The 25,586-nt window shown below is 33.2% G+C and carries 23 protein-coding genes, 1 tRNA gene and 1 pseudogene; 11 read left to right on the top strand and 14 right to left on the bottom strand.

Annotation, left to right across the window (positions count from 1 at the left end; translation table 11 throughout):
- A pseudogene (locus ACVCXO_RS05330) lies at positions 1–732 on the bottom strand (hypothetical protein); the annotation flags it as partial.
- Positions 733–909: 177 nt separating this feature from the next.
- On the opposite strand from ACVCXO_RS05330, the gene ACVCXO_RS05335 reads away from it, so the two are divergent.
- Positions 910–982 (top strand) — tRNA-Gly (locus ACVCXO_RS05335).
- Between the two features lie 258 nt (positions 983–1,240).
- On the opposite strand, the gene pepE is transcribed toward ACVCXO_RS05335, so the two are convergent.
- Positions 1,241–1,948: a dipeptidase PepE gene (gene pepE / locus ACVCXO_RS05340; protein ID WP_452228564.1), complete on the bottom strand. Its 708-nt coding sequence runs from the start codon at positions 1,946–1,948 to the stop codon at positions 1,241–1,243.
- 146 nt (positions 1,949–2,094) lie between these two features.
- Here pepE and ACVCXO_RS05345 point away from each other — a divergent pair, with 146 nt between their 5' ends.
- The 8 genes from ACVCXO_RS05345 to ACVCXO_RS05380 all read left to right on the top strand — a co-directional run bounded on the left by ACVCXO_RS05345 (position 2,095) and on the right by ACVCXO_RS05380 (position 12,285).
- Entirely contained in the window at positions 2,095–2,898 is an 804-nt protein-coding gene (locus ACVCXO_RS05345) for a hypothetical protein (protein ID WP_452228565.1), read from the top strand.
- Positions 2,899–3,079: 181 nt separating this feature from the next.
- Complete coding sequence (locus ACVCXO_RS05350; protein WP_452228566.1) at positions 3,080–3,880, top strand: carboxypeptidase-like regulatory domain-containing protein; 801 nt, start codon at positions 3,080–3,082, stop codon at positions 3,878–3,880.
- A complete protein-coding gene (locus ACVCXO_RS05355) occupies positions 3,867–4,640 on the top strand; it encodes a carboxypeptidase-like regulatory domain-containing protein (RefSeq protein ID WP_452228567.1) in 774 nt (257 codons plus the stop codon). Before ACVCXO_RS05350 ends, ACVCXO_RS05355 begins: the two co-directional genes overlap by 14 nt.
- A gap of 96 nt (positions 4,641–4,736) precedes the next feature.
- Positions 4,737–5,240, top strand: coding sequence for a DUF6702 family protein (locus ACVCXO_RS05360; RefSeq protein WP_452228568.1), 504 nt, complete (start codon positions 4,737–4,739; stop codon positions 5,238–5,240).
- A gap of 64 nt (positions 5,241–5,304) precedes the next feature.
- The gene (locus ACVCXO_RS05365; protein ID WP_452228569.1) at positions 5,305–7,611 is read left to right on the top strand and encodes a M1 family metallopeptidase; all 2,307 of its coding nucleotides are present in this window, start codon (positions 5,305–5,307) and stop codon (positions 7,609–7,611) included.
- Positions 7,612–7,693: 82 nt separating this feature from the next.
- Positions 7,694–7,981, top strand: a complete 288-nt coding sequence (locus tag ACVCXO_RS05370; RefSeq protein ID WP_452228570.1) for a Sec-independent protein translocase subunit TatA/TatB — start codon at positions 7,694–7,696, stop codon at positions 7,979–7,981.
- Between the two features lie 251 nt (positions 7,982–8,232).
- The gene (locus ACVCXO_RS05375) at positions 8,233–9,747 is read left to right on the top strand and encodes a S8 family peptidase (protein WP_452228571.1); all 1,515 of its coding nucleotides are present in this window, start codon (positions 8,233–8,235) and stop codon (positions 9,745–9,747) included.
- A 279-nt stretch (positions 9,748–10,026) separates the two neighbouring features.
- The gene (locus tag ACVCXO_RS05380; RefSeq protein WP_452228572.1) at positions 10,027–12,285 is read left to right on the top strand and encodes a response regulator; all 2,259 of its coding nucleotides are present in this window, start codon (positions 10,027–10,029) and stop codon (positions 12,283–12,285) included.
- 3 nt (positions 12,286–12,288) lie between these two features.
- Here ACVCXO_RS05380 and ACVCXO_RS05385 read toward each other — a convergent pair whose 3' ends face one another.
- From ACVCXO_RS05385 to kynU, 9 genes are all read right to left on the bottom strand, one after another.
- Complete coding sequence (locus ACVCXO_RS05385) at positions 12,289–12,930, bottom strand: O-methyltransferase (RefSeq protein ID WP_452228573.1); 642 nt, start codon at positions 12,928–12,930, stop codon at positions 12,289–12,291.
- A gap of 36 nt (positions 12,931–12,966) precedes the next feature.
- Positions 12,967–13,443 (bottom strand): hypothetical protein, encoded by a 477-nt coding sequence (locus tag ACVCXO_RS05390; RefSeq protein ID WP_452228574.1) that lies wholly within the window; start codon positions 13,441–13,443, stop codon positions 12,967–12,969.
- A 34-nt stretch (positions 13,444–13,477) separates the two neighbouring features.
- Positions 13,478–14,563 carry an amidohydrolase family protein gene (locus ACVCXO_RS05395; RefSeq protein ID WP_055442963.1) on the bottom strand — a complete coding sequence of 362 codons (1,086 nt, stop codon included), beginning with the start codon at positions 14,561–14,563 and terminating at the stop codon, positions 13,478–13,480.
- A gap of 103 nt (positions 14,564–14,666) precedes the next feature.
- Positions 14,667–15,194, bottom strand: a complete 528-nt coding sequence (locus tag ACVCXO_RS05400; RefSeq protein ID WP_452228575.1) for a 3-hydroxyanthranilate 3,4-dioxygenase — start codon at positions 15,192–15,194, stop codon at positions 14,667–14,669.
- Positions 15,195–15,441: 247 nt separating this feature from the next.
- Positions 15,442–16,224 carry an SDR family oxidoreductase gene (locus ACVCXO_RS05405; RefSeq protein ID WP_452228576.1) on the bottom strand — a complete coding sequence of 261 codons (783 nt, stop codon included), beginning with the start codon at positions 16,222–16,224 and terminating at the stop codon, positions 15,442–15,444.
- Between the two features lie 113 nt (positions 16,225–16,337).
- A complete protein-coding gene (locus ACVCXO_RS05410) occupies positions 16,338–17,774 on the bottom strand; it encodes an aldehyde dehydrogenase (protein ID WP_452228577.1) in 1,437 nt (478 codons plus the stop codon).
- A 79-nt stretch (positions 17,775–17,853) separates the two neighbouring features.
- Positions 17,854–18,285, bottom strand: coding sequence for a RidA family protein (locus tag ACVCXO_RS05415; protein WP_452228578.1), 432 nt, complete (start codon positions 18,283–18,285; stop codon positions 17,854–17,856).
- Positions 18,286–18,606: 321 nt separating this feature from the next.
- Entirely contained in the window at positions 18,607–20,007 is a 1,401-nt protein-coding gene (locus ACVCXO_RS05420) for an FAD-dependent oxidoreductase (protein WP_452228579.1), read from the bottom strand.
- Between the two features lie 77 nt (positions 20,008–20,084).
- Positions 20,085–21,344 (bottom strand): kynureninase, encoded by a 1,260-nt coding sequence (kynU, locus tag ACVCXO_RS05425; RefSeq protein WP_452228580.1) that lies wholly within the window; start codon positions 21,342–21,344, stop codon positions 20,085–20,087.
- Between the two features lie 171 nt (positions 21,345–21,515).
- Between kynU and ACVCXO_RS05430 the strand changes: the two genes are divergently transcribed.
- Complete coding sequence (locus ACVCXO_RS05430; protein ID WP_452228581.1) at positions 21,516–22,277, top strand: IclR family transcriptional regulator; 762 nt, start codon at positions 21,516–21,518, stop codon at positions 22,275–22,277.
- A gap of 169 nt (positions 22,278–22,446) precedes the next feature.
- Here the strand turns inward: ACVCXO_RS05430 and ACVCXO_RS05435 are convergent, their stop codons facing one another.
- A complete protein-coding gene (locus ACVCXO_RS05435) occupies positions 22,447–23,112 on the bottom strand; it encodes a hypothetical protein (RefSeq protein WP_452228582.1) in 666 nt (221 codons plus the stop codon).
- Positions 23,113–23,183: 71 nt separating this feature from the next.
- Here ACVCXO_RS05435 and ACVCXO_RS05440 point away from each other — a divergent pair, with 71 nt between their 5' ends.
- Positions 23,184–23,984, top strand: coding sequence for a class I SAM-dependent methyltransferase (locus tag ACVCXO_RS05440; protein WP_452228583.1), 801 nt, complete (start codon positions 23,184–23,186; stop codon positions 23,982–23,984).
- A gap of 47 nt (positions 23,985–24,031) precedes the next feature.
- Here the strand turns inward: ACVCXO_RS05440 and msrA are convergent, their stop codons facing one another.
- Positions 24,032–24,697 carry a peptide-methionine (S)-S-oxide reductase MsrA gene (gene msrA / locus ACVCXO_RS05445; protein WP_452228584.1) on the bottom strand — a complete coding sequence of 222 codons (666 nt, stop codon included), beginning with the start codon at positions 24,695–24,697 and terminating at the stop codon, positions 24,032–24,034.
- A gap of 109 nt (positions 24,698–24,806) precedes the next feature.
- Positions 24,807–25,586 carry a zinc ribbon domain-containing protein gene (locus tag ACVCXO_RS05450; RefSeq protein ID WP_452228585.1) on the bottom strand — a complete coding sequence of 260 codons (780 nt, stop codon included), beginning with the start codon at positions 25,584–25,586 and terminating at the stop codon, positions 24,807–24,809.

A 25,586-nucleotide genomic window follows, 5' to 3' on the forward strand; every position in this document is an offset into this window, starting at 1 on the left:
GTTAGCAACATCTAAAATAGTTGGGTTTCCATCTTCATCGGTGTAAGTTAATGTTCCGTCATTATTATCCACCAATGTTGTTAAAGCTTCCAGGTTTGCTATGATTGCAGATAAATCTAATTGTGTAGTAACGCCATCTTCGTCTGTATAATTGATATTGGTGTTGTCGGCGTTTAATAATATTGTAGTTAATGTTTCGGCGCTATTTGTATCAATGGTTGTTACTGTCCCGTTTTCAGAAGTATAAGTGAAAGTCCCATCTGCATTATCTAAAAGGGAAGTAATCGTTTCCAATGTAGAGACGTCTAATGTTAGTGGTGCACCATTTCCATTATCAAATGTAAAAGTTCCATCTCCATTGTCTATAAATGCCGATTTAATAATTGTTGTAATGGTTCCTTCTTCGTTTGTATAACTTATAGAGCCATCATTATTGTCTATCAATGCAGTTATTGTCTCATTTGCCATTACATCAACGCACAAGCTTGTCCAAGAAGAATTATTGTATTGGTATAAGCAATCTTCTTCTGTATTATAAATGATTGCTCCATTTATAGGAGTAATTGCATTCATTTGCGCACTCGTTATTCTGGTAACCACGAAGACTTTTTCTGTGCTTTCTAATTCTAAAATAGAATTATTGTCTATCGCGCTAGGATTGTCTCCAATTTTAACTTGGGAAAACATACTAGAAGAAAGTAGGAAAGCAAATAGTAATAGGACATTTTTCATTTTATGGACTTTTTTATTCAGATAACAAAAGTACTTTATAAATGCCTATTTACATGATTCACAGGCTTAAAACAATATTACACCGACGAAAGGTTATTTATTCCCGATAAAAAACATAATATTTTTTTTGAAAAAGCTTTGTTATATGATAAAAATAGTTAATTTTGCCATCCGAATGCGAGAGTAGCTCAGTTGGTAGAGCGTCAGCCTTCCAAGCTGAATGTCGCCAGTTCGAACCTGGTCTCTCGCTCACAAAGCTTCATCTAACGATGGAGCTTTTTTGTTTTATAGAGTTGAAAGTATGGAAGATTTAAGGTGAGAAGTTTATGCAGTGCGTAGCCGAAGTAAACCTGGTCTCTCGCTCACAAAGCCTTATCTTAACTTATAAGGCTTTTTTGTTTTATAAAATTGGTGGTATGGAAGATTTAAGGTGAGAAGTTTATGTAGCGCGTAGCCGAAGTAAGCTTGGTCTCTCGCTCACAAAGCCTTATTTTATTGGATATTTTTTTTATTTTAAAAGACTAAGATCTGTATTTGTTTCCACCTCATAAGGGGTTTGGTTGTGTTCAAAAATTCTTGCAGATAATTTTCCTTTTAATGTAATCGTATTTCCTATTACTTCTAACCAACTTCCTTCTCTTAAGCCAACAACTGGTTGTGAGTTATACGCATGAAACTCTTTAATTCTAGTTTCTCGGGTTTCTCCTTTATGTGTAGAGTTTGGGTCTGGATCTAAATAATGCGGATTGATATTAAAAGGTACTAAACCAATAGTTTTAAAACTTGGAGGTTGCATTATTGGCATATCGTTGGTGGTATGCATCGTTAAACCACAAATATTACTTCCTGCACTTGTTCCTAAATATGGTGTACCTTTTTCTACAGCTTCTTTAATAACTGTAAGTAGCTTATTTCTGTATAGTTGACTAACTAATACAAAAGTGTTTCCACCACCAACAAAAATAGCTTCCGCATTTTCTATAGCTTCGGTTGGGTTTTCAAAAGTGTGAATTCCAATGACCTGTTTGTTGATTTTAGAAAAGGCTTCGCTTACTTTTTTAGTATACTCGTCATGCGAAATCCCACTTGGTCTTGCATAAGGAATAAATAAGATAGTAGATGCGTTTCTAAAAAAGACTGCTAGTTCTTCTAAAAGATATTCTAAATAATCACTTTCATGTATGGTAGAAGTACTGGCTATAATTATGTTTTTCATGTTTACTTTATATAGTTGAAAATCTCTTTTTAATGTAATTAATTTGTTGTAAATTTAAGTAATAAAGACTTTGAACAAAAATTAAATCGACTTTTGCTTCCTCTATAAGGTTGTAGTCGTTTTCTTAATCTAAAAAACCCAATATTATGAAACACCTATTACTATGCTTCACTTTTTTATTTTCTATTTCTTACGCATTTGGCCAAACCTCAGAAAGAGTGTCCATCCAAGGGAAAGTTATTTTTGAAACGAATGAGGTAGAAAATTTAGTGATTTATAATAAAACAGCAAATGATCGTACATTAACGGATGTTAATGGAGGATTTATAATAGATGTTGCTTTAGAGGATCATTTAGAAATTTCTGGTTTACGATTTAAAACCTTTCTAGTAACGATTACTCCAGATATTATGGCTTCTAAAGAGCTTACCGCTTTTTTAGTGGAGCGTGTAAATGATTTGGACGAAGTTGTTATTTTGCCATTCGGACTTTCAGGGAACTTAACTTCAGATTTAACCAAACTAAGAACTTTTGATTTAGATTTAGATGCCATTTATACCAATGTAGAAAATGAAGAGCAATTTAAATATACAGAGCCTCAATATCTCGAAGTGGAAAATATGATACTTAAAAAAGATCAGTTTTATAATGGTGTCGATTTTGTTAAAATCACAAATTGGTTAATTAAACCAAGATTAAAAACGCAACGTAATCTTAAAAAAGATCCAGCAACGTTTTCAAATTTTGATGATTTAAGGATGAAGCATAGACAAGATTTTATAAATGCAAATTTTGGTATTCCAAAAGATAGAGTAGAATCTTTTATTGTTTTTGCTGAAAATAATAATTCAGACATAACGCTTTTAGATGCAGGTAAAGACGTGGAACTTATAGAATATTTAGTGCAACAAAGTAAGTTGTTTTTAGCGTCCGAAGAAATCAAAAACTAAGCATATTCCTCTTAATTTGTTTTTTAAAACCTGCTAATTTTCCTAGTAGTAATTTTGAACGGCATAGTATTAAAGAGATAAAACCTTCTTCTTCCCGATTGCTTTTAACAAAAGTTTATATAGTCTTTTCATTTTCTTTAAGATTTGAAATACGTTCTTTAAGCTATTAAAAACTAACAACTTGAAAACTACATATTTTTTATTGCTAGTGATAAGTCTTTTTTGTGTGCAATTCTCTTGGTCACAAAGTATAGAAATCCAGGGTAAAATAGTTTCGGAAGCATCTGATTTAGAAAACATTACTATTTATAATAGTACTTCAAAAAAAGGAACCATTACAGATATAAATGGAACCTTTACTATGGAAGTAAAGCTAAAAGATGTTCTAAAAATTTCGGCACTGACTTTTAAAAAAGTAACCGTAATTATTAATGACGAAATAATTAAAAGTAGAGCGCTTACCATTTTGGTAAATGAAGAAGTAAATACGTTAGATGAGGTCGTAATTCTTACGCATAATTTAACTGGCGAATTATTAGTAGATGTTGAAAATGCCGAATATTTTAAACCAATTCCTATAGATATTGGAAACATGGATAAATTAGAATTTGAGGATATTAGAATGAATAAAGTAGATAATGTCTTAGTGAAAAAAGGACAGCTTTATAATGGTTTTGATCCGGTAGAAATGCTGAAGTTATTTGGCGTGACATTTAAAAAGAAAAAGAAACTTACCTATCAGGAACTTAAAGAAAGAGATAAAGATACGAAGGAAGTTTTGGATTTGGCCGATATCTATTCCGCAGCCTTTATTAGTGAGAATTTCAATATACCTATAAATCAAACCGAAGCTTTTCACGCTTTTGTGGAAGCAAGTCCGTTAGATTATACCTTACTTAAAAAAGAAAATGAAGTAGTATTACTTGAATTTTTACTTACACAAAGTAAGTTGTTTCTAAAAAAAATAAATGGGGAAGATTAAGGGTATAATTTTCTTGCTGATTTGCTTGGCTTGTTTTCAAATATCTTGGACACAAACCGTAGATATTCTAGGAGAAGTAAAAAGTGGGGATGATGTGGAAAACATTCATGTCATTAATAAAACTTCGCAAAAGTTCACCATTACAAATGCCAAAGGAAAATTTGTTATTCCGGCAAAACTAAACGATACTTTGGTGGTTTCTTCTATTCAAAATAAATTAGAAACTTTGATTGTTAGTATAGAACATATTTTGTCTAAAAAAATAACCATAACATTAGAAGAGCAGGTCAACGAACTAGACGAAGTGGTAATAGGTAAAATGTTAACAGGAGATTTAATGACAGATCTAAATGCTGTGGAAGGAAAACCAATTACTTCCTTAAGTATTGGTATTCCAAGTTATCAAGGGCCACTAAAAACCCATAACGAAAGATTACTGAATGAAGCAACCTCAGGAGGTGGTTTTATTGCGTTAAATCCCATTTTAAATGCCATAAGTGGTAGAACAAAAAAACTGAAAAATAGAGTAAGATTAGATGAAATTGAAGTCTTTATGTATCGCGTGAAAACTAAATTTTCTAAAGATTTATTTGAAGAAAACCCATTACACGAAGATAAAATCATGGATTACTTTTATTTTGTTTCCGATGACCCCGATTTTACTAAAATATGCAAAAACAAAAGCGATTTAGAAATATTGGTTTTTTTGAAAGATAAATTAATAGCATATAAAGCAATTTTAAATAACAAAGAAGATTAAGTTGCTTTGGAATGCTTTTTGAAATGCAATTCATCTAAAAAATAATTACTTTTACGTTTAATAAAAAAAAACAATTCCGGTTAACGGAAAATAAATATGAAGCACTTAAAATTTGCCTTACTACTTTTAATTATACCAGCACTTGCATTTACAACGGTACATAAGTACTATGTAAGTGTTACAAAAGTAGAATACGTAAAAGAAAAAGAATCGGTACAAATAATTTCTAGAATTTTTATTGACGATTTTGAAAGACTACTTCGGGAACGTTACGATTCAGAAATCACATTAGATATAGAAAATGAATTGTCTACCATAGATATGTATATCGAGCGATATCTAAAGGAAAAAATACAAATAGAAATTAATGGAGAACTTATACCTTTTCATTATTTAGGTAAGGAATATGAAGATGAAATTATTTTTGTTTACCTTGAAATAGAAGGTGTTAAAGAGATTAAGAGTTTTGAAATAACCAATAAAGTTTTAATGGATTTATTTGAAGAACAAGAGAATATAATTCGAACAAATATTAATGGTAAAAATAAAAGCTTACTATTAAGAAAAGGAAAAGATACAGACGTGTTAAACTTTAATTAAAAAAAGGTTAATATTTTTAAAGTTTCACTAATTTACGCATCATTTTCTAACCAAATTTTATCCAATGAATAAATTAAAGTATGTATTCCTTTCCGTTATATTTCTAACAGCTGGTGCGTTTGCACAAGAAGGAGAAACAACAGAAAGAGAACAAGGACACACCAATAGCAATAAGTTTAAGCAACTCTATGATGAATTTGCTACTCCAAATATGTATCGAACAGCCTCTGGAGCTCCAGGTGCAGCGTATTACCAACAACAAGCAGATTATAAAATGGATTTGGTATTAGATGATACTAATGCTAAGCTTTCTGGTTTCGAAACTATAACGTATACTAACAATTCGCCAGATACTTTAAAATATCTTTGGGTACAGTTAGACCAAAATATGAGAGCTAAAGACTCTAAAACACCTTTAATTAGTGATGATGCTTCACAGCCAGCTGAAACACCAGGAGCCTTTGCTAGCAAGTATTTATCCGAAGGTTTTGATGGAGGTTTTAATATTCAAGAAGTAAAAGATACAAATGGTCGTGCTTTACAACACATGATAAATCGTACCATGATGCGTGTTGAATTACCAACGCCATTAGCAACGGGACAAAAATTCTCATTCGCTATAAAATGGTGGTATAATATTAATGATCACGTAAACGGAAGAGGAAGATCTGGTTATGAGTATTTTTCAGAAGATGATAATAGAGCATATGTAATGGCGCAATTCTATCCAAGAATGGCAGTTTACAATGATGTAGAAGGATGGCAAAACTCACAGTTCTGGGGAAGAGATGAATTTGCTTTACCTTTCGGAAACTTCGAAGTAAACATTACCGTTCCTGCAGATCATATTTTAGATGGTACAGGAAAACTTACCAATAGAAAAGAAGTATATTCTAAAGAAATGATGAAGCGTTATGACCAAGCAAAGAAGTCGTATGACGAACCTGTTGTAATCGTTACGCAAGACGAAGTAATTGAAAAATTAAAAACAAAATCATCCAAAACAAATACCTGGAAACTGTACGCAGAAAATGTACGTGACTTTGGTTTTGCAACGTCTAGAAGATATATCTGGGACATGATGAGTGTTAAGATTGGAAACAGAGATGTTATGGCTGTTTCTATGTATGGAAAAGAAGGAAACCCTTTATGGGAAGATTGGTCTACCAAAGCTGTTGCAAGTACATTAAAGTCGTATTCTCGTATGACTTTCGATTACCCGTACCACAAAGCAATATCTGTTCATGCAAAACAACAAGGTATGGAATACCCAATGATTTGCTGGAACTATGGTCGTCCAGATGCAGAAGGTAACTATAGCGATAGAACAAAATTTGGAATGATGAGCGTAATCATTCATGAAGTTGGTCATAACTTCTTTCCAATGATTGTAAATAGTGATGAAAGACAATGGACATGGATGGACGAAGGTTTAAACACTTTTGTACAATACGTAGCAGAACAAGATTTTGGTAAATGGTATCCTGCAGCATTGTCAGAAGGACAAACAGCATATCCTTCGCGTCGTGGTCCAGCAGCTAAAATTGTAAACTATATGGGAGGAGATCAAGATTTTATTGCTCCAATCATGACCAAAGGATTAAACACGTACCAATTTGGTAATAACGCTTATGGTAAACCAGGAACTGCTCTTAATATATTAAGAGAAACAGTAATGGGGCCTGAGTTATTTGATTATGCATTTAGAGAATATGCAAACCGTTGGATGTTTAAACACCCAACACCAGAAGATTTCTTTAGAACCATGGAAGATGCTTCTGCATTCGATTTAGATTGGTACTGGAGAGGATGGTTTTACACAACAGATTATGTAGATATCGGAGTGAAAGAAGTGAAGAAATACTATGTGTCTAATGAGCCAAATGCAGAAATTAAGAAAATTGCAGAACAACGTGGTATGAAATTAAGTGATTTACCACCTTTAGTATTCTTTGTAGAAGAAGGAAGTGAAGATTTTAATGAGACTTTAAAAGGAAAGTCAGCTTTAGAGAACTCCACAACATTAAGTGAATATGTAATGGATAATTTTACGCCGGAAGAAAGAGCTAAAATAAAAGAACCAAAATTCTTTTATAAAGTAACTTTCGATAAGCCAGGCGGACTAGTAATGCCTATTATTGCTGAGTACACGTATGCAGATGGGACATCAGAAACCATTACATATCCAGCGCAAATTTGGAGATTAAATGATAAAGAAGTTAGCAAAGCTATAGCTTCAGAAAAAGAAATTGTATCTATTAAAGTAGATCCAAATTTAGAAACTGCAGATGTAGATACTTCTAATAATTCTTGGCCAAGAGAGGTGTCAGAAAGCAAGTTTGATAGCTTTAAAAAAGAAGTTAAAAACTAATTTAAAAAAATATTATTAACAAAGCCGACTTTTATTAGTCGGCTTTTTTTATTTGTATTAAACAACTCACTATATTTGTACTGTGATTTTAAAAACAACATTTTTATTTATAAGCAGCCCAGAAATAGTCTTAATACTATTTGTGGTGGTTATGGTATTTGGTGCAGACAAAATACCCGAGATAGCTAGAGGTTTAGGTAAAGGAATGCGCACACTTAAAGACGCAACCAATGACATTAAACATGAGATTACCAAAAGTGCAGATAAACACGGTATAGACACTTCTATCACTAAAGATGTAGATGACGAACTTAAAAAAGTAAAAGACGATCTTGAGGATTTTACGGGTTCTGTGCGTCGTAAATTATAGATTCATTATTTGGGCGTTACCACAAGGGTCGCGTCATTCATTGTATCTTTTTTTGCCATATATAGCAGCAAAAAAAGGATGCCATTTCTACCGCTAACGCAATTCAGAACGATTATTAAACTTCCGTATTACAAGTTTAAATATGTAAATTTAATATAAATAATGCGGTTTATTTGTTAATTCATTATTCGTGTTCGGGTTTTTTTAAGAATAATTCATATATTTAAGAACTAACCTTAAACCATATAAAAATGAAAAAACCATTACTTAAGCTATCCATACTTTTGGTAGCCTTTACTCTTTTTAATACTTGTCAAAACGAAGATTATTTAGAGAATCCAGAAGAAAGTATAAGTGTTGAAGAACAAAAAGAACCATTAACTATTTCAGAATTAAATGCAATAATTAATGAAAGCTTAACCGCTACAGGAACTTTTGATTGGAAAGATGTAGATGCGCACACGCTTTGGAGTGCAGTAGTTCGAGGAGATAATATTTTAACTATTGGGTATGGAGAAGAAGGCGAAAGTTTTGCAGAAGTGAAAACAGAGGGTTTAAAGTCCGCTTTAGCTAATGTTTTACAAACAGTAGAAGATTACGAAGGGTATTCTAAAAGCAGAGAAACGGTTATAGAACATGATATCATCAATGTGGTAGATGTAAAAGTAGAAAGCTTAGAAACCATCCAACAACTTTTTAAAAGTGAAGGTGTTCGGTATCTAGAGCCAAATGGCTATAATCACTACGAGATTGTAAATAACGCACGTTCCAGTTCTGGCTGTGATAAAAATGGCGATTATATTAATCCAGCACATTACACAACAATAAGCCCAAATAATGCGCAAGTTTCATGGCATTTTCAAAAACATAATATTCCACAAGCTTGGAATTATAGTACAGGATCAGGTGTTACTATAGGTTTAATAGATACCGGTGTTTCTGCATCACAACCACTATTAAACTCGTCAGGAATTAATGATGGATATTCTAACGGACGTTTTGTGCAAAAATATGGAACCTTTATCGACTCTAATTGGTGGTGGTCCAGTAACTATGATGGGCCTCATGATAAATGTGGACATGGTACAGCGATGGCGTCTACCATGGCAGCACCTCGTAATGATAACGGCATGCCTGTTGGTGTCGCTTACAATGCTAATTTAGTAGCGTATAGAGCGACAGAAGATGTGCTATTAAATGATTATCACGAACGTAAAGGGGTTTCTGCAGCATTAACAGCATTAGGAAATAGAAGTGATGTAAAAATAATCTCGATGTCTATTGGTTATTTATGGTCTATTGGTAATATTAAAGATGCGGTAAGGTATGCAAATAGCAAAGGGAAATTAATCTTTGCAGCAGGAGGGACTTCAACCAGTTTTACAAATGGTTATGGCGTTATTTTTCCAGCAACTATGAGTGAAACAGTTGCGGTAACAGGAGTAGATGATGGATCCAATTATGATAGATGCGAAGTGTGCCATAGTGGAAGTAAGATTGATTTTACGATCATTATGGAAGGCGATAATAATACCAGTAAAGCGCCTCCAGTTTTAGGCTTTTATAATGGAGATAGACGGTATACAGGCGGATCATCTGTGGCAACAGCAACTACTGCAGGTATTGCAGCTTTAGTTTGGGCAAAACACCCAACTTGGTCTAAAACCCAAGTGCTAAATAAATTAAAACAATCGGCTGAGTTTTATCCTAACAAAAACAGTAGTTTCGGTTATGGTAATATTGATGCGTTACAAGCGGTGCAGTAAAATGTAGACGGTCGCATGGTGCATAAAAAATGGTCCTCCTATTATAGCAGGACCATTTTTTATACTATTATTTTTCAAACACATTTAACTATATATGTAGTTCAGTAATAGTGTTTGTAAAGCAGTTAAGCGTATCAAAAATAAAATGAAATTATATGGCAACATATAGTGTAAGTCGTTATTTTGTGCAGATAATCTGATTTTAGTGTTATTTTACCGATATTTTCTTTGGCGTTTGCTATTCGTTTATATATATTTGATAACCGAAATTAACTATAATTGAAAAGTCACCTACATCTATTTTTCTTCTTTTTAGTGCTAAGCAATTTGTTCAGCCAGAATGAAAGAGCAATTATTACTAAAATAGATAGCTTAAATACTATTGGTGTTGACTTGTACGATAATCACAAAATCATGCAATCCATTGACTATTTTAATGCCGCAATAAAACTATCAAATTCTATTGATGATAATTATGGAAAAGCAGTTGCAAATATTACTTTAGGTAATATTTATAAAGATTTGAATGAAAATATAGATGCAGAGAAATCGTATTTAAAAGCATTAGATGCAGCATCAAATATTAATGAAAAATACTTATTAGCAAGTGCATATTTAAATATTGGAGAGGTTTATTCCCTAGGCTATCTTAAAAAGGATGAAGCCATGCTTTACTTTCGAAAAGCACTAAATGCTGCTGAAGAAATAGATGTTATTGTCAAAGAAAATAGAAAAGAAAAATTACATATAATTTCAAATACGCTATTAAGTATTAGTGCTATACATTTAGATTATAAACAACCTGATAAAGCTTTTACTCTAATGTTAAGGGCTAAAAAAATTCAAGACTCCATAGATATTTCGCCAATAAAGAGAAGTCAAATGGCATTCATGTTTGGTAAGTATTATACACAAAAAGAAGCGCTATATAACGCGATTGTGAATTTTGATAATGCTTTAATTATTTTAAAAAAATTAGACGAAACCAATAACGAAAGAAATTTATTAATTTCAAATATTTATAAAGAATATGCTACCTCTTTAGCAAGCTTAAATAAAAACGAAAGAGCCTATGCAGCACTATTAAAACACAATACGTATAGAGAGAAAGTTATCAATGAAGAAAAAATTAAGCAATCTAAACTAGCAAAAACAAAGTTTAATGTAGAAGATTATAAACGTAATGCAAATGAAGCTAATAAAGAAAAAGATGTACTAGTTAAAGAAACGGAGAAAACCCAAAAAGCAAATACCATTTTTGTTGTCGCCCTAGCGTTTTTAGTAATTAGTTTAGTAGCATTGTTTATAAATTACTTATCCAAAAGAAAATTAAGTACTACGCTTCAAATAAGAAATAAGGAATTAGAAATCGCGAAAAACGCCGCAGAAAAAATATCGATATTAAAGTCTGGTTTTATTTCTAATGTAAGCCATGAATTACGAACACCTTTATATGGTGTTGTTGGTTTAACCTCTTTATTATTAAAAGATAACAACTTAAATAACCAAGATCAAAAATATTTAAAATCGTTAAAATACTCTGGTGATTATCTTTTAAATCTAATTAACGATGTACTTCAGGTAGGTAAAATTGAATCTAAGAAAATAGAACTACAAAACAATTCTTTAAACCTAAAGAAAATGGTTATTAATATAACCGATTCTTTCGAATATCAATTAGAAGAAACAGCGAACAAGTTATATCTAGAATACGATAATAAAATACCACAATATATTTTTGCAGATAATATACGTCTAAGCCAAGTTATTCTTAATCTATTAGGAAACAGTCTAAAGTTTACAAACAAAGGAAATGTATGGCTTAAACTAGTCCTATTGAAGAAAAATAAAGACTTAGTTAACATACGATTTGAAATTATTGATGATGGTCCAGGGATTCCAAAGGAGCAACAAAAAATAATTTTTGATAATTTTTCTCAATTAGAAAGAAATCATAATGAAAATTATCAAGGAACAGGTTTAGGGCTATCTATTGCGAAAAACTTAGTAGATTTATTTGGAAGTGAAATAGAGTTAATAAGTGATGAAGGACTAGGTTCTAAATTTGCTTTTAATATTACGTTTAAAATAGATAAAGAAGCCAAAGCAAAAGAAGATAAAAAATCGTTTAAAGAAAGATTATTAGAAAATAAAGGAAGAAGAATTTTAATTGTTGAAGACAATAAGATTAATCAAATAGTAACGCAAAACATTCTTAAAAAAGAGAACTTTATTAGTGATGTGGTAGAAAACGGACTTTTAGCATTAGAAGCCGTTAAAGAAAAAGATTATGACTTAATTCTTATGGATTTAAATATGCCTGTAATGGATGGATTTCAAGCTACCAAGGCTATTAGGCAGTTTGATAAAGAAATACCAATAGTTGCGCTTACAGCATCTAATATTGAAGAAGTTAAAGAACAAGTATTCTCCAATGGGTTTAATGATATTATTATAAAACCGTATGATGACTATGAATTCTTTCAAACTATTATAAAAAACATTAGCCAAAGAGTTCCTGTAAACGATTTACAATAATGCTTATTTTTTTCTGCTAATCGTTAATCCATCACGTATTGGTAGCAATACCGTTTCAATTCTATCATCGTTTCTAAGAAGTGTATTAAAGTCTAAAACAGCTTTGGTGGAAACATCTTTTTCATTTAGAGGTTCAATCACTTTTCCGTGCCATAATACGTTATCAGAGAGTATGATTCCTCCCGGATTTAACTTGTCAATGATTAAGTGAAAGTAGTTGCTGTAATTTGGTTTGTCGGCATCAATAAAAACTAAATCATAGGTTTTGTCTAAGGTTGGAAGTATGTCTATAGCACTTCCTAAATGTTGCTGTATTTGTGAACCATAACCAGACTTATCAAAGTATTTTCGTTGAAAATCTAACAACTCTTCATTGACATCAATCGTGTCAATCTCTCCTTCTTGTTGTAAACCTTCCGCTAAACATAAAGTAGCGTAACCGGTAAAAGTACCGAGTTCTAAAATAGATTTCGGACGAATTAGTTTAGAGAGCATACTCAATACGCGCCCTTGATACGGACCACTAAGCATAATAGGTTGTAATATTTTTTGATACGTTTCGCGTGTAAGTTGTTGCAGTAATTCGGGCTCTTCTTGTGAATGTGCAACTACGTAATCGTCTAATTTTTCTGGTAAAAAGTGCATTGATGTTTCGTTGTGTGTTGTAGCGTTGTTTGCTGCCTAGTCCTGCGTAGTCGAGTCCTGTTTTTTAACTGGAAAATTGAATTTATGAATCAAATCCTCCTCGTTTTTAATTTTTTCCGTTATTTCAATTTCTATAAATCCAGATTCTAAATTTTCTTCTGTTGCTGTTAGTGATAAATTTGCATCATGCATATGTACCTTGAAATCCTCCATTAAATCTATTTTAACATGCTTAACAACCACTTTATTTAAAGCTTTATATAACATCTTTCTTTTAAAATATATAACTGTGGGTTTTCCAACGATTATAAATTCTGCATTATTTTCAAGAAATACTTCAATTTCACGATTTTCACTGGATTCAACTAGCAACAGTTGGTTTTTATCTTCACCTTTTGATTCTATTTCTGTTGCTGTCGAATTATTCGTTTTTGCTTCAGATTTATTGCCACAACTTATTAAAATTATATAGATTAATCCATAAATTAAATGAATCAAAATTTTATATTTCATGTAATGATTTAGCTTTTCTAGTTAATATTTCAAATTACCCTAAAATACGTTTTACTAATTTATCTTTAGCATCTTGATCATCACCACATAGCCATTGTATCACATTATTTTCCCAAATATCGTCACGCTCGGTTTCTGTAATAATGTTTCTCTCGATAGCTAAATCTAAAATTTTACCCGGATAAGAACTTTGTTTTTCACTTTCCATTTCTCCTAAAGGATACGGATCATCTAATCCCATGATTACCTGTTTAGATCCTTGGTTTTTTAATAATAAATCTAATCCTCCAGTATCATGAACCAAAGTGTCAAAAAAGATATTTTTATGTCCAACCGCTTTTCTTGGGTGACTTTTACCTTCAAATAAATCAGGTCTTCCATCAAAACCTTGAATACGTCGTCCTAAATTTATTTGCGCTAATTGTCCGCCATGTGCAAAACAAGTACGCATATTTGGATACTTATCTTGATAGCCATTTAAGGTTAAAAAATGATATGCATCTGCACATTGTGCAAGCATCCATATCAAGTGAAAACGCCAAGAAGTGTTTTCTAGTTTTATAAATTTTTCTCCATCATAAGGGTGAATTTCTACCGCTAAATTATACTTGTTTGCCAATTCAAAAATAGGCTCGTTTTCTTCATCAAAAATACAACGCCAAGTACCAATAGTATCCATATAATGCGTTGGTAAACATAATAAACGTAAACCTAATTCTTCTACACAACGTTCAATTTCCCAACAGGCACCACGAACAAAACCAGGGTGTACCACAAAACCACAAGTAAATTTACTAGGGTTTTCACGCTGTACTTTGGCATTAAAATCATTCTGAAATTTTAACGCTTGCTTCATTTCTTCCACACGCAATCCATTTCCATATAATTGCGATAAGTTTAAAACAACCGCATGGTCAATTTTAAAACGCTCCATCCAAGCTAGCTTTTCATCTAAAAAGAAACTAGAATCCGTAATTGGACGATTCCAATCTTTTTGAAGCATGAATTTTCGATCTTTATCTACCCAAAAAATCTCTTTGTCTTGCATAAACTGAGGGATTTCTTCAGGATATGGAAGTAAGTGTGAGTGACCGTTAATTCTAAGTTTACGTTTTTCCATTTTGTCTTTCCTGCGAAGGCAGGAATCTTATTAATGTCTTCTGTCTTATTAAACAGATTGCCAAGCCAAAAGGCTTGCAATGACTGGTTGGTTTTTGTTTAATCTATTTTATTTTACTCGGTGGTTGCATTACTGTACTACATTTTTTACAGGTACGTTTTTCTTCATTACTGTAAAATTTATCAAAAATTATTGGCATATCTGTTTCAATATTGTCCAGTTTAAATTTTTTCTTATATAGTTTTTCATTACAATTTTCGCAATACCATATTAGTGCATCCTTCATTTTTTTAGAACGTGGATATTCAATTACCAAACCAACAGTATTGGCACCTCTTTGCGGAGAATGCGGTACTTTTGGGGGTAACAAGTAGATGTCACCTTCATTAATATGTACGTCTTTTGGCGTGTCTCCATCCATTATTTTTAAAACCATATCGCCTTCCAATTGGTAGAAAAACTCAGGGGTTTCGTTATAATGATAATCCTTTCTATTATTTGGTCCACCAACAACCATCACGATAAAATCGCCATCTTTCCACACACATTTATTGCCAACTGGTGGTTTTAAAAGATGTCTGTTTTCTTCTATCCAAGCTTTAAAATTTAAAGGCGAAACTAATTTACTCATAGTATTATATTTTTGCTATTCCTACGAAGGCAGAAATCTATATTGTCTTGTTTTTTTATTTGGGCGTTACTTTTGCGCATACCTATCAGGTTTTAGATACCAAAATAAGATTGGTACTTCGCCTTGCAGGATCACAAAAGTCAGGCTTTCAAGGCTCGCTCTCTGCGAGGAGCTCAAACAAACCTTTCTATCCTTAACGCAGATTCAGCCATGCAATAAAATTAGTGATAAAAAACGAAATAAAGAATTATAACGACTTCGTTCTTCCGCCATCTACTGGAAGATTAATTCCGTTAATATATGCAGCACGTGCACTTGCTAAAAAAGTAATCGCATCGGCTAATTCTTCAGGCTTTGCAAAACGTTTTGCGGGTACAGCACTTTTCATCGCATTTGCAGATTCTTCTTCTGTGTTGCCAGATTTAGCAGATTTGTTTTTAATAATTTCTGCCAAACGATCGGTTCCTGTTGCGCCTGGTAATACATTGTTTACCGTAATTCCAAACTGTCCAAGCTCATTCGCTAAGGTTTTACTCCAATTAGCAACTGCTCCACGAATGGTATTACTTACACCAAGTCCGTCTAAAGGTTGTTTTACCGAAGTAGAAATGACATTTATAATTCTGCCATAACCTTCACTTTTCATAAACGGAACCACCGCTTGCGCCAACACATGATTGCATTTTAAATGCTGTGTAAAAGCACTTTCAAATTCTTCTAAGTCTGCTGAAAATACAGGTCCGCCTTTTGGACCGCCTGTATTATTTACCAATACATGAAAACCATGATTTTCATTTATATAGGCTGTTACTTTTTCTTTTAGTTCCTTCGGGTTAGAAAAATCGGCTACAATGTAATCGTGATTTCTATGTTGCGGTAATTCGGCTAGCGTTGCTTTTAACTTCTCTTCGTTTCTAGCAATAAGGGTTACTTGTACGCCTTCTTCTGCTAAAGCCATTGCTGTTGCTTTTCCTATTCCTGCTGTGCTTCCGCAAACTAATGCGTATTTGTTGTTTAAGTCTAGATTCATAATAACTTCCTGCGAAGGCAGGAATCTGTTTAATGTGATTCTGAAATAAACTCAGAATTACGTATTATTAATAATTTCGTTTCAATTTATGAGATTCCTGCATGCGCAGGAATTTAATATTTTATACAAACATTCTTAGCTTCAGTGAAAAAGCGTAAAGCTTCAAAACCGCCTTCACGACCAACGCCAGATGCTTTTACACCACCAAAAGGGGTTCGTAAATCACGCATCATCCATGTGTTAACCCAAACTATTCCGGCTTGTAATTGGTTACTCATTTTCATGGTGCGTTTTAAGTTGTTCGTCCAAAGTGTAGCAGATAGTCCATACTTCACTTTATTTGCCATGATTAATACTTCATCTTCGGTATGAAATGGCATAATGGTAACTACAGGTCCAAAAATTTCTTCTTGATTCACGCGGCATTCATCGGTTGGGACTTCAATAACGGTTGGTTCTAAGTAGTAGCCGTTTTCATAACCTTTTACAGTCACTTCTTTTCCGCCACAAAGCACTTTTCCATTTTCTGTTTTTGCAATTTCTATGTATTCTTTTACTTTTTCTAAATGGGCTTTCGAAACTAAAGCTCCGATATTTGTTTCTGCTTCCGATGGATGACCGACTTTTAAAGCCTTTATTTTTTTGACAAAATCTTTTTTGAATTTCTCATAAATAGAAGCTTCTACAAAGATTCTACTTCCGCATAAACAAATTTGACCTTGATTTGCAAAAGACGAACGCACGGTTGTATCTAGCATATCTTCATAATTACAATCTGCAAAAATGATATTTGGGTTTTTTCCGCCAAGCTCTAATGATAATTTTTTAAACATTGGAGCTGCTATTTTTGCAATATGTGCTCCTGTTGCGGTTCCTCCTGTAAAGCTAATTGCTTTTATGTCTTCGTGTTCTATAATGGCTTGTCCTGTAGAACCGCCAAGTCCGTGAACAATATTTAAAACGCCTTTTGGGAGACCAGCTTCGTTGCAAATTTCGCCTAGTAAATACGCGGTCATTGGCGTGACTTCACTTGGTTTGGCAACTACGCAATTTCCTGCTGCAATTGCTGGAGCTATTTTCCATGTAAATAAATAGAGAGGTAGGTTCCATGGGGAAATACAACCGACAACCCCAATTGGTTGACGAAGTGTGTAATTTATTGCTTGTCCGATGCTTTCATGACTTTCACTTGCGAATTGTGTAATTGCATTTCCGAAGAATCTAAAATTACTTGCTGCTCTTGGTATATCTACGGCTTTTGCTAAGGTGATAGGTTTTCCGTTGTCTTTACTTTCTGCTTCTGCAAAACGCTGTAAGTTCGCTTCTAGTAATTCTGAAATCTTTATTAATATTCTGCTACGTGCTTCTATAGAAGTTTGTGACCAACTAGGAAAAGCTGATTTTGCTGCGATATATGCGTTCTCTACATCTTCTTTGGAAGAGTTTGGTATTTGTCCGTACACTTCTCCATTACTAGGATTATAGTTGTCTATCCAATGATCTTGTATTGGATTGTGGAAGTTTCCGTTTATGTAGTTTTTGATGTTCATGTTTTTGTCTGGTCGAGCGCAGTCGAGACCTATTTAAGTAACCTCTCGACTGCGCTCGAGGAGACAATAGATTTATAAATTAATTTCCAACATACGCCATCACCTTAATCTCTACCACCAAATCTGGATGCGGTAATTGATGCACAGCAACGGTTGTTCTGGTTGGTCCTGTTTCTTTTTCGAAAAACTCTGCGTAGGCTTTATTATAACCAGCAAAATCATTCATATTTACTAAAAAAGAAGTCACGTCAACTACGTCTTTTAAACTTGCTCCAACTTTTTTTAAGTTAGTATCTATGTTTTTTAAAACTTCGCGTGTTTGTACTTCAGCGTTTAATCGTTTGGTTCCCATTTCGTCAATAATATCTACTCCTGCAATGCTATTGTCTGCTCTACGCGAACTGGTTCCGGAAACGAAAATGAAATCGCCTACTTGTTTAACGTGCGGATATGCGCCTCTTGGTGTTACCTTCGTTCCTGCGGAAGCAGGAATCTCATCTTTTTTACTCATAATATTTTTGTCATTCCTGTTAAGGCAGGAATCTTTTTAAAGTTAGTTTTATTTTTCTTACGTTCATTTTGCCTGGATGCAAAACGAACCAAAAAATCACAGTCAAGCCAAGGAATTTTCAGTTTTTCAAACTGAAACCGATTTGAAAACTCCGCGTCGTCCAGCCTAAAAAGGCTGCACTCCTGTTTTCGGAGCTTTTCTACATCTATTCTTCGCCTTGACGCTCAATTCTGTGAATGGTTTTGGGACTTTTACTTTTCTTATGTTCTTGTTCGGCCCAAGTTTTTTCATTCTTGCTAACTGCTAACTGCTAACTGCTAACTATTTCAATCCAGCAATTCTATCATCTTTCAGAATAGCATCAGTTTCTTGTTGTACTTTTTTAAAGATAGTCTTTAAATCTTCGTTGGTATTTATTTCTTTATTGACCAATAAGTTTAGAATTGCTTTGTCTTGTGCTCTTCCTTTGGTCATAGCGGTGTGATACGCAATATCTTCTTTAAAAGTTACCATAGAATATTTTGAAAAATAATCGTTTGGAAATTCTTTTTCTAAAGCCATTTCAATCGCTCGTTTTTCCTTAAAAATAGGATTGGCAACGTGGTCGCGCATTTCGTAATAATTATCGATAGCTAAATCTGCAATGGCATCCGTATCTGCTTTTCTAGTTTTTTCGTACACTTTAAAAATGGTTTCCCAATCGCCTTCATGTTGTTCTAAAATAGCATCAAAAACGGTTACATCTTCAAAGGACGCGTTCATTCCTTGTCCGTAAAAAGGAACAATAGCATGTGCTGCATCTCCTAATAAAACGTTTTTATTTTGGTAATGCCACGGCGAACATTTTACGGTTCCTAAAGCGCCTGTTGGATTGTTAGAAAATTCTTCTGCTATATTCGGGATTAATGCTAATGCATCCGGAAATTGTGTAGTAAAGAATTCTTTTATGTTTTCTTCGGTAGTCAGATTATTGAAATTGTATGTTCCTTCTTCGTAACTTAAAAAGAGTGTTACGGTAAAGCTTCCGTCTAAATTAGGAAGTGCAATTAACATATAATCACCTCTTGGCCAAATGTGTAAATAATCTTTACTGATAAGATGTTTTCCTTCCGCGGAAGCTGGAATCTCTAACTCTTTATAACCATGCGTTAAGTAGTTTTGTGAGTAGCTAAACAAGAATTTGCGTTCTAAATAATAGCTTTTTCTTAATGAGGATCCTGCGCCGTCGGTACCAAAAATAACATCTCCTTTTACTTCTAATTCTGTTTTAGTTTCATAATCGTATAAACTGGCAGCGTTGTTTTCGATATCAATTGCATTGCATTTTTTGTTGAAATGAATGGTAAGGTTATCGTATAAATCGGCTTCGGTTAAAAGCAATCCGTTTAATTCGCCTCTAGAAATGGAGTTGATGTATTCGTTATCTCTTCCGGAGTAGTTTGATGGAAAGGTGTTTCCTTCTATGTCATGCACTAATCTTCCGTACATTGGAATGCAAAGTGGTTTTACTTTATCTTCCACTCCTGCTAATCGCATGGCTTTTAAACCACGATCGGAAAGTGCTAAATTTATAGAACGTCCTGCAGAAATATCTGTAGTACGTAAGTCGGGTCTGCTTTCGTAAACGTTTACAGTGTAGCCGCGTTGTGCTAAACGTAAAGCTAGGAGGGAACCACAAAGTCCAGCTCCAATAATTAGTATGTTTTCTTTTTTGCTATTCATAGTTTCTTTGTCTGGTTGCGCGCAGTCGAAACCTATTTGAGACCTCTCGACTGCGCTCGAGAAGACATTTAAATTTATTATAGGAAGTCTTTTAACTTGTCCACCATTCTATACACATCTTCAAAAGTATTATATAATGGGATTGGAGCACAACGTATTACATCTGGCTCACGCCAATCGGTGATAATATGTGCTTCGGTTAATTTTTTATGTAAAGTTTTATCTGCATCTTTTACTTGAATAGATAATTGACAACCACGCTCTTTAGGGTTGGTTGGTGTGATTATTTTAATCTTGTCGTTATTTAATTCATTAATTAAGTATTCGAAATAGCCGGTTAGCTTTTCAGACTTCAGCCGAAGGGCATCCATTCCTACTTCATTAAACATATCTAGAGACGCTTTAATGGCTGCCATAGATAAAATTGGAGGATTGCTAAGTTGCCAACCTTCGGCACCAGGAATCACGTCTAATGGTTGTCGCATATTAAAACGTGTTTTTTTATTATGACTCCACCAACCAGCAAATCGTTTTAAATCTTTGTTATGTGCGTGTTTTTCGTGGACAAACAATCCGCCTAAACTTCCTGGTCCAGAATTTAAATATTTGTATGTACACCAAGCGGCAAAGTCTACACCAGAATCATGTAACTCTGGTTGTATGTTTCCTGCGCCATGTGCTAAATCAATACCAACCATACAGTTTTTTGCATGACCCAATGCTGCTATTTTTTTAAGGTCTAAATATTGCCCGGTGTAATAATTTACGCCTCCAATAAGTAATAATGCGATTTCGTCTCCTTGTTCTTCTAGAATCGTTTCTAAATCTTTTATGTTAAGAAGTTCTTCCCCTTTTCTAGGTTTCCATTCTATAATCCCTTCATTAGGATCAAAACCATGAAAATCTAACTGTGTTTGCACCGCATAGCGATCACTAGGGAAAGCATCACTTTCGATTACAATTTTATATTTTGTTTTTGTGGGTTGGTAAAAACTTACCATTAACAAATGCAAGTTGGTAGTTAGGGTATTCATGATAACTACTTCAATTGGTTTTGCGCCAACCACTTTTGCCATGGATTCGGTTAAGAACTCATGATATGGCATCCAAGGATTTTTTGCTTCAAAATGTCCTTCTACTCCAAAATTAGCCCAATCATCTAGTTCTTGCTGGATGTATTCTTTTGTGGCTTTTGGTTGTAGTCCTAAAGAATTCCCTGTAAAATATAACCAATCGTTGCCATCCTTATCTTTAGGAATGTGAAATGCATCTCTATATTTTGAAATAGGATCGTTTTGGTCTTGTTGCTGTGCGTAACTTAAAGTGGTTTTATTCATTTTTTAAAGTAAAAAAAGTCTTTTCGGATTTGAAAAATAATCAAAACGTTTCATTATATGAAACACTGTTTCAAAAATAAACATTATTTTTGAATAATGAAATGAATTTCCTAAAAGATAATAAAGGAATTCGGTTACTTTTTTTAATAGAACTTAAATGGTTAGGAGTTTATGAATGAAGATGTTAAGGATCTCAATTTGTCTGTGGTAAAAGCTTTTACGTTGTTGGACGCTTTTACTATGGATAAGCAAGAATGGGGTGTTCGGGAACTAGCAATAAAAAAAGGCTATAACAAAAGCACCACGTATAGATTATTAAACACATTAGAATCCTTAGGTGTATTACAAAAGAATGATAACGATAAATATCTTTTAGGACTAAAGTTGTTTGAATTGGGGAATTTAGTAGCGATACATAAAACGTTACGAAAATATTCTAGAGCACCATTAGAAAACATTGCTAGAGAGATTAAGGAAACTGTGCATTTTGGGGTTTTGGATAAAAATAAGGTGCTTTATTTGAATAAAACCGAAAGTCCACAAGGACTTAAAGTGAGCACGCAAATAGGTTCTTATCAAAAGGCATATTGTACCGCAATTGGAAAAGTTCTTTTGGCTTTTTTACCGGAACAAAAAATAGTAGACTACTTACAAACCGTTTCTTTAGATGCATGTACTTCAAATACTATCACAGATCGGGAAACTTTACTTAAGGAGTTAAAGAAAGTAAGAGCGGAAGGATATGCCTTAGATATGGAGGAATTAGAATTAGGACTTATTTGTGTCGCCATACCTGTTTTTAATAAAAAGCGCCAGGTTATTGCTAGTATTAGCGTTTCTGGTCCATCTAGTAGGTTTAAGCTTGAGAATATAGAGAATTACATATCTATAATTAAAAAAGGGGCGGAAGCTATTGAAGCGAGTATGCACTAAAAAAAATAGTTGTTCATTTAGAAATGAAGCTCGAAATAAAACACAAAAAACGCCTTGTAAAAATTTTTACAAGGCGTTTTTCAATTTATATATATAGACGCAATACTAATATTGCGGAGGGTATGATATATACGTGTGGAAGATTTGTTTTAGATGTTTTATTTTAAAATTAATTTATATCTACTTGAATATTAGTGAAATTAAGGTTCCAATTTTCTCCTTTTTTAATATGATTTAAGGCAATCTTAATACCATTAAAATCTTTGTGATTTTCAAAAGAAGTAATCATGGAAGGCTCTTTAGTATTCCCTTTTCTATAAATCCATTCTTTAATAATATAATTGTCATCATAATAAAAATCATAAGCATCACCAGGAGTATAGCCACCTTCATTAGAATATACTAGTGTGATTTTATTTAAAAGTGTTTCGCTAATTGGTGCTTTTTCTTGCGTAGGTTTCGAAATGCTTGTGCCGCTATCCCAAACTAATTGAAAAGGTGCAAGCAGCCAGAATTTATCATTTATAAAACCTTGATCTGCTTTAATAGAAATGCTATCCACGTCTTTTCTGTTGTAATGAATAGTGTCAAGATTGCTAATCAAACGAACATCATTTGTTTTTGGCTTCCAGGTCCAAGATCTTTCAAAATGCGTACTGTCTTTATCTACATTAAAAGTGAAAGCTATTTCTGAAACGGTATCCCAGTTTTCAAATCCGTGTGCATTTGCAATTTTTTCTGCTACAGATAATTCTTTTATTACTTCTTTATTTTCTTCCTTTTTACAAGAAATGAAAATTATAAGTGCGCAGAGTATAAGGAATGTGTTTTTCATTTTTTCTAGTTTTTTACAAAGATATAGAAGATTGCATAAGAAGTTTTATCTTAGGCATTCAATTTAGTATTATGGATAAGAATCAAGATTATTTTAAGGCAAATAAAGTGACATGGAATGATAAAGTAAAAGTACATTCTAAAAGCGATATGTATAATATGCAAGCTTTTAAAGATGGTAAATCTTCTTTGATGTCCTATGAAACGAAAGCGCTTGGAGATGTTTCTAGTAAGTCTCTTTTGCATTTGCAGTGCCATTTCGGACAAGATACATTAAGTTGGTCTAGACTTGGTGCAACTTGTGTTGGTGTGGATTTAAGCGATGGCGGAATTGCTCTAGCACAAGAGTTAAATAAAGAACTACAGCTAGATGCTAAGTTTGTTTGCTGTAATGTTTTAGATACTTCTGAATATGTAAAGGAAACTTTTGATATTGTTTTTACAAGTTACGGCGTTATTGGTTGGTTGCCTGATTTAAAACCTTGGGGGAAAATGATTGCTGAAAAACTAAATAAAGGAGGAACGTTTTATATGGTAGAATTTCATCCCATTGTTTGGATGTTTGATTACTTAGAAGAGAAGCCTATTATGAAATATGGCTATATGCAAGACGAAGTTATTTATGAAGAATACGAAGGCACGTATGCGAATCAAGAGTCTAAAATGGTGACTAAAGAGTATGGATGGAATCATGGTTTAAGCGAAGTGATAAATGCTTTAACCGAAGCTGGATTGCAAATAGAATATTTAAAAGAACACGATGAAGCTCCTTATGATGTTTTGCCAGGTTTAGAAAAAACAAAATCTGGAATGTATGTTACAAAAGATAAATTATATCCTTTGATTTTTGAAATTAAAGCGACTAAATTATAAGAAGAGAAACCTTTCCAGTTCTAAAAACGGGAAAGGTTTGAAAAATATTAATGCTTGCTTTTTAAAACCTCTGGCATCTTAGCTTGAAATTTTCTTAGTCTTGGTATAGAAACACCTTGGATATATCTGTTTTCAGGATGTAATCTTTCGTAATTTTGATGGTAATCTTCGGCTATCCAAAACTTTTGAAAAGGATAAACTTCTGCAGCAATGGTTTTGCCTAAGGCTTTGGCTAATGCTTCTTTTTTATTTAAGATGATTTCTTTTTGCACCTCATTTTGATAAAAAATTATAGAACGATATTGACTTCCTTTATCTGGACCTTGACCATTTACTTGAGTTGGGTCTTGTGATGCAAAATACACATCTACTAAAGTGCTAAAAGATACTAATTCTGGGTCGTAAATGATTTCTACAGCTTCTGCATGACCTGTTCTTCCTGTGTTGCTTGCCTCGTAGGTTGGGTTTTTAGTATGTCCGCCAGCATATCCAGAAATAGATTCGTCTACACCTTTTACGCTCTCGAAAACAGCTTCAACACACCAAAAACAACCACTAGCGAAGTATGCTTTTGCTTTTCCGTTTTCTAATGCAACTTCCATAGGTGCTGCGTTTATTATTGCTTGTTGGTCTTTATTTATTTGTGCTGTGTTATTACAGCTATAAAAAGCGATAAGAAGAAAGGATAATAAAAAGGTTTTGTGCAATTTCATAATGTATTTGTTTTATGCTTAAGTCGTATATAAGTTCTATTCCTTAAAAAAAAGCATAAAAAAAACCTTTACAAAAAGTAAAGGCTTTTAAATATAATTTGAAAACGGATTATAGTTTTTTAAACATTTTCTCCATTTTTTCTTTTTGTTCTTCCGCTAAAGCAGCATCAACCAAAATACGTCCACTATGCTCATCTGTAATAATTTTTTTACGACCAGCAATTTCCACTTGTACTTGTGGTGGAATGGTAAAGTAAGAACCTCCAGCAGCACCTCTTTCGATTGGTACAACAGCTAAACCGTTCTTTACGTTTACTCTAATTCTAGTGTAAGCAGCAACTAAACGAGCTTCGATAGATTCTTTATAATCATCTGACTTTTTAATAAGTGCTTTTTCTTCTTTTTCCGTTTCTGCTAAAATGGCATTTAATTCACCTTGTTTGTGCTTTAAATGTGTTTGACGCGCTTTTAAACGATCCTTGTTTTCAGAAATTACTTCTTTCTTTTGCTCAATTTGCACTTTAAATTCTTTAATGTGCTTATCTGCTAATTGAATTTCTAATTCTTGAAATTCAACTTCTTTAGTTAGGGAGTTAAACTCTCTATTATTTCTAACATTTTTTTGTTGCTCTGCATATTTTTTAATTAAAGATTTTGCTTCTTCAATTAAATTCTTTTTAGAGGTAATGTCATTGTTGATAGTTTCTAAACTTAATTCAAGCTTTTCTAACCTTGTCTTTAAACCAGTAACTTCATCTTCTAAATCGCGAACTTCTAATGGAAGTTCTCCACGTACATTTCTTATTTCGTCTATACGAGAGTCTATGAGTTGTAAATCATACAACGCTCTTAAGCGATCTTCTACAGTTACTTCTTTCTTTTTTGCCAT

Source organism: Lacinutrix sp. MEBiC02404 (assembly GCF_053601575.1).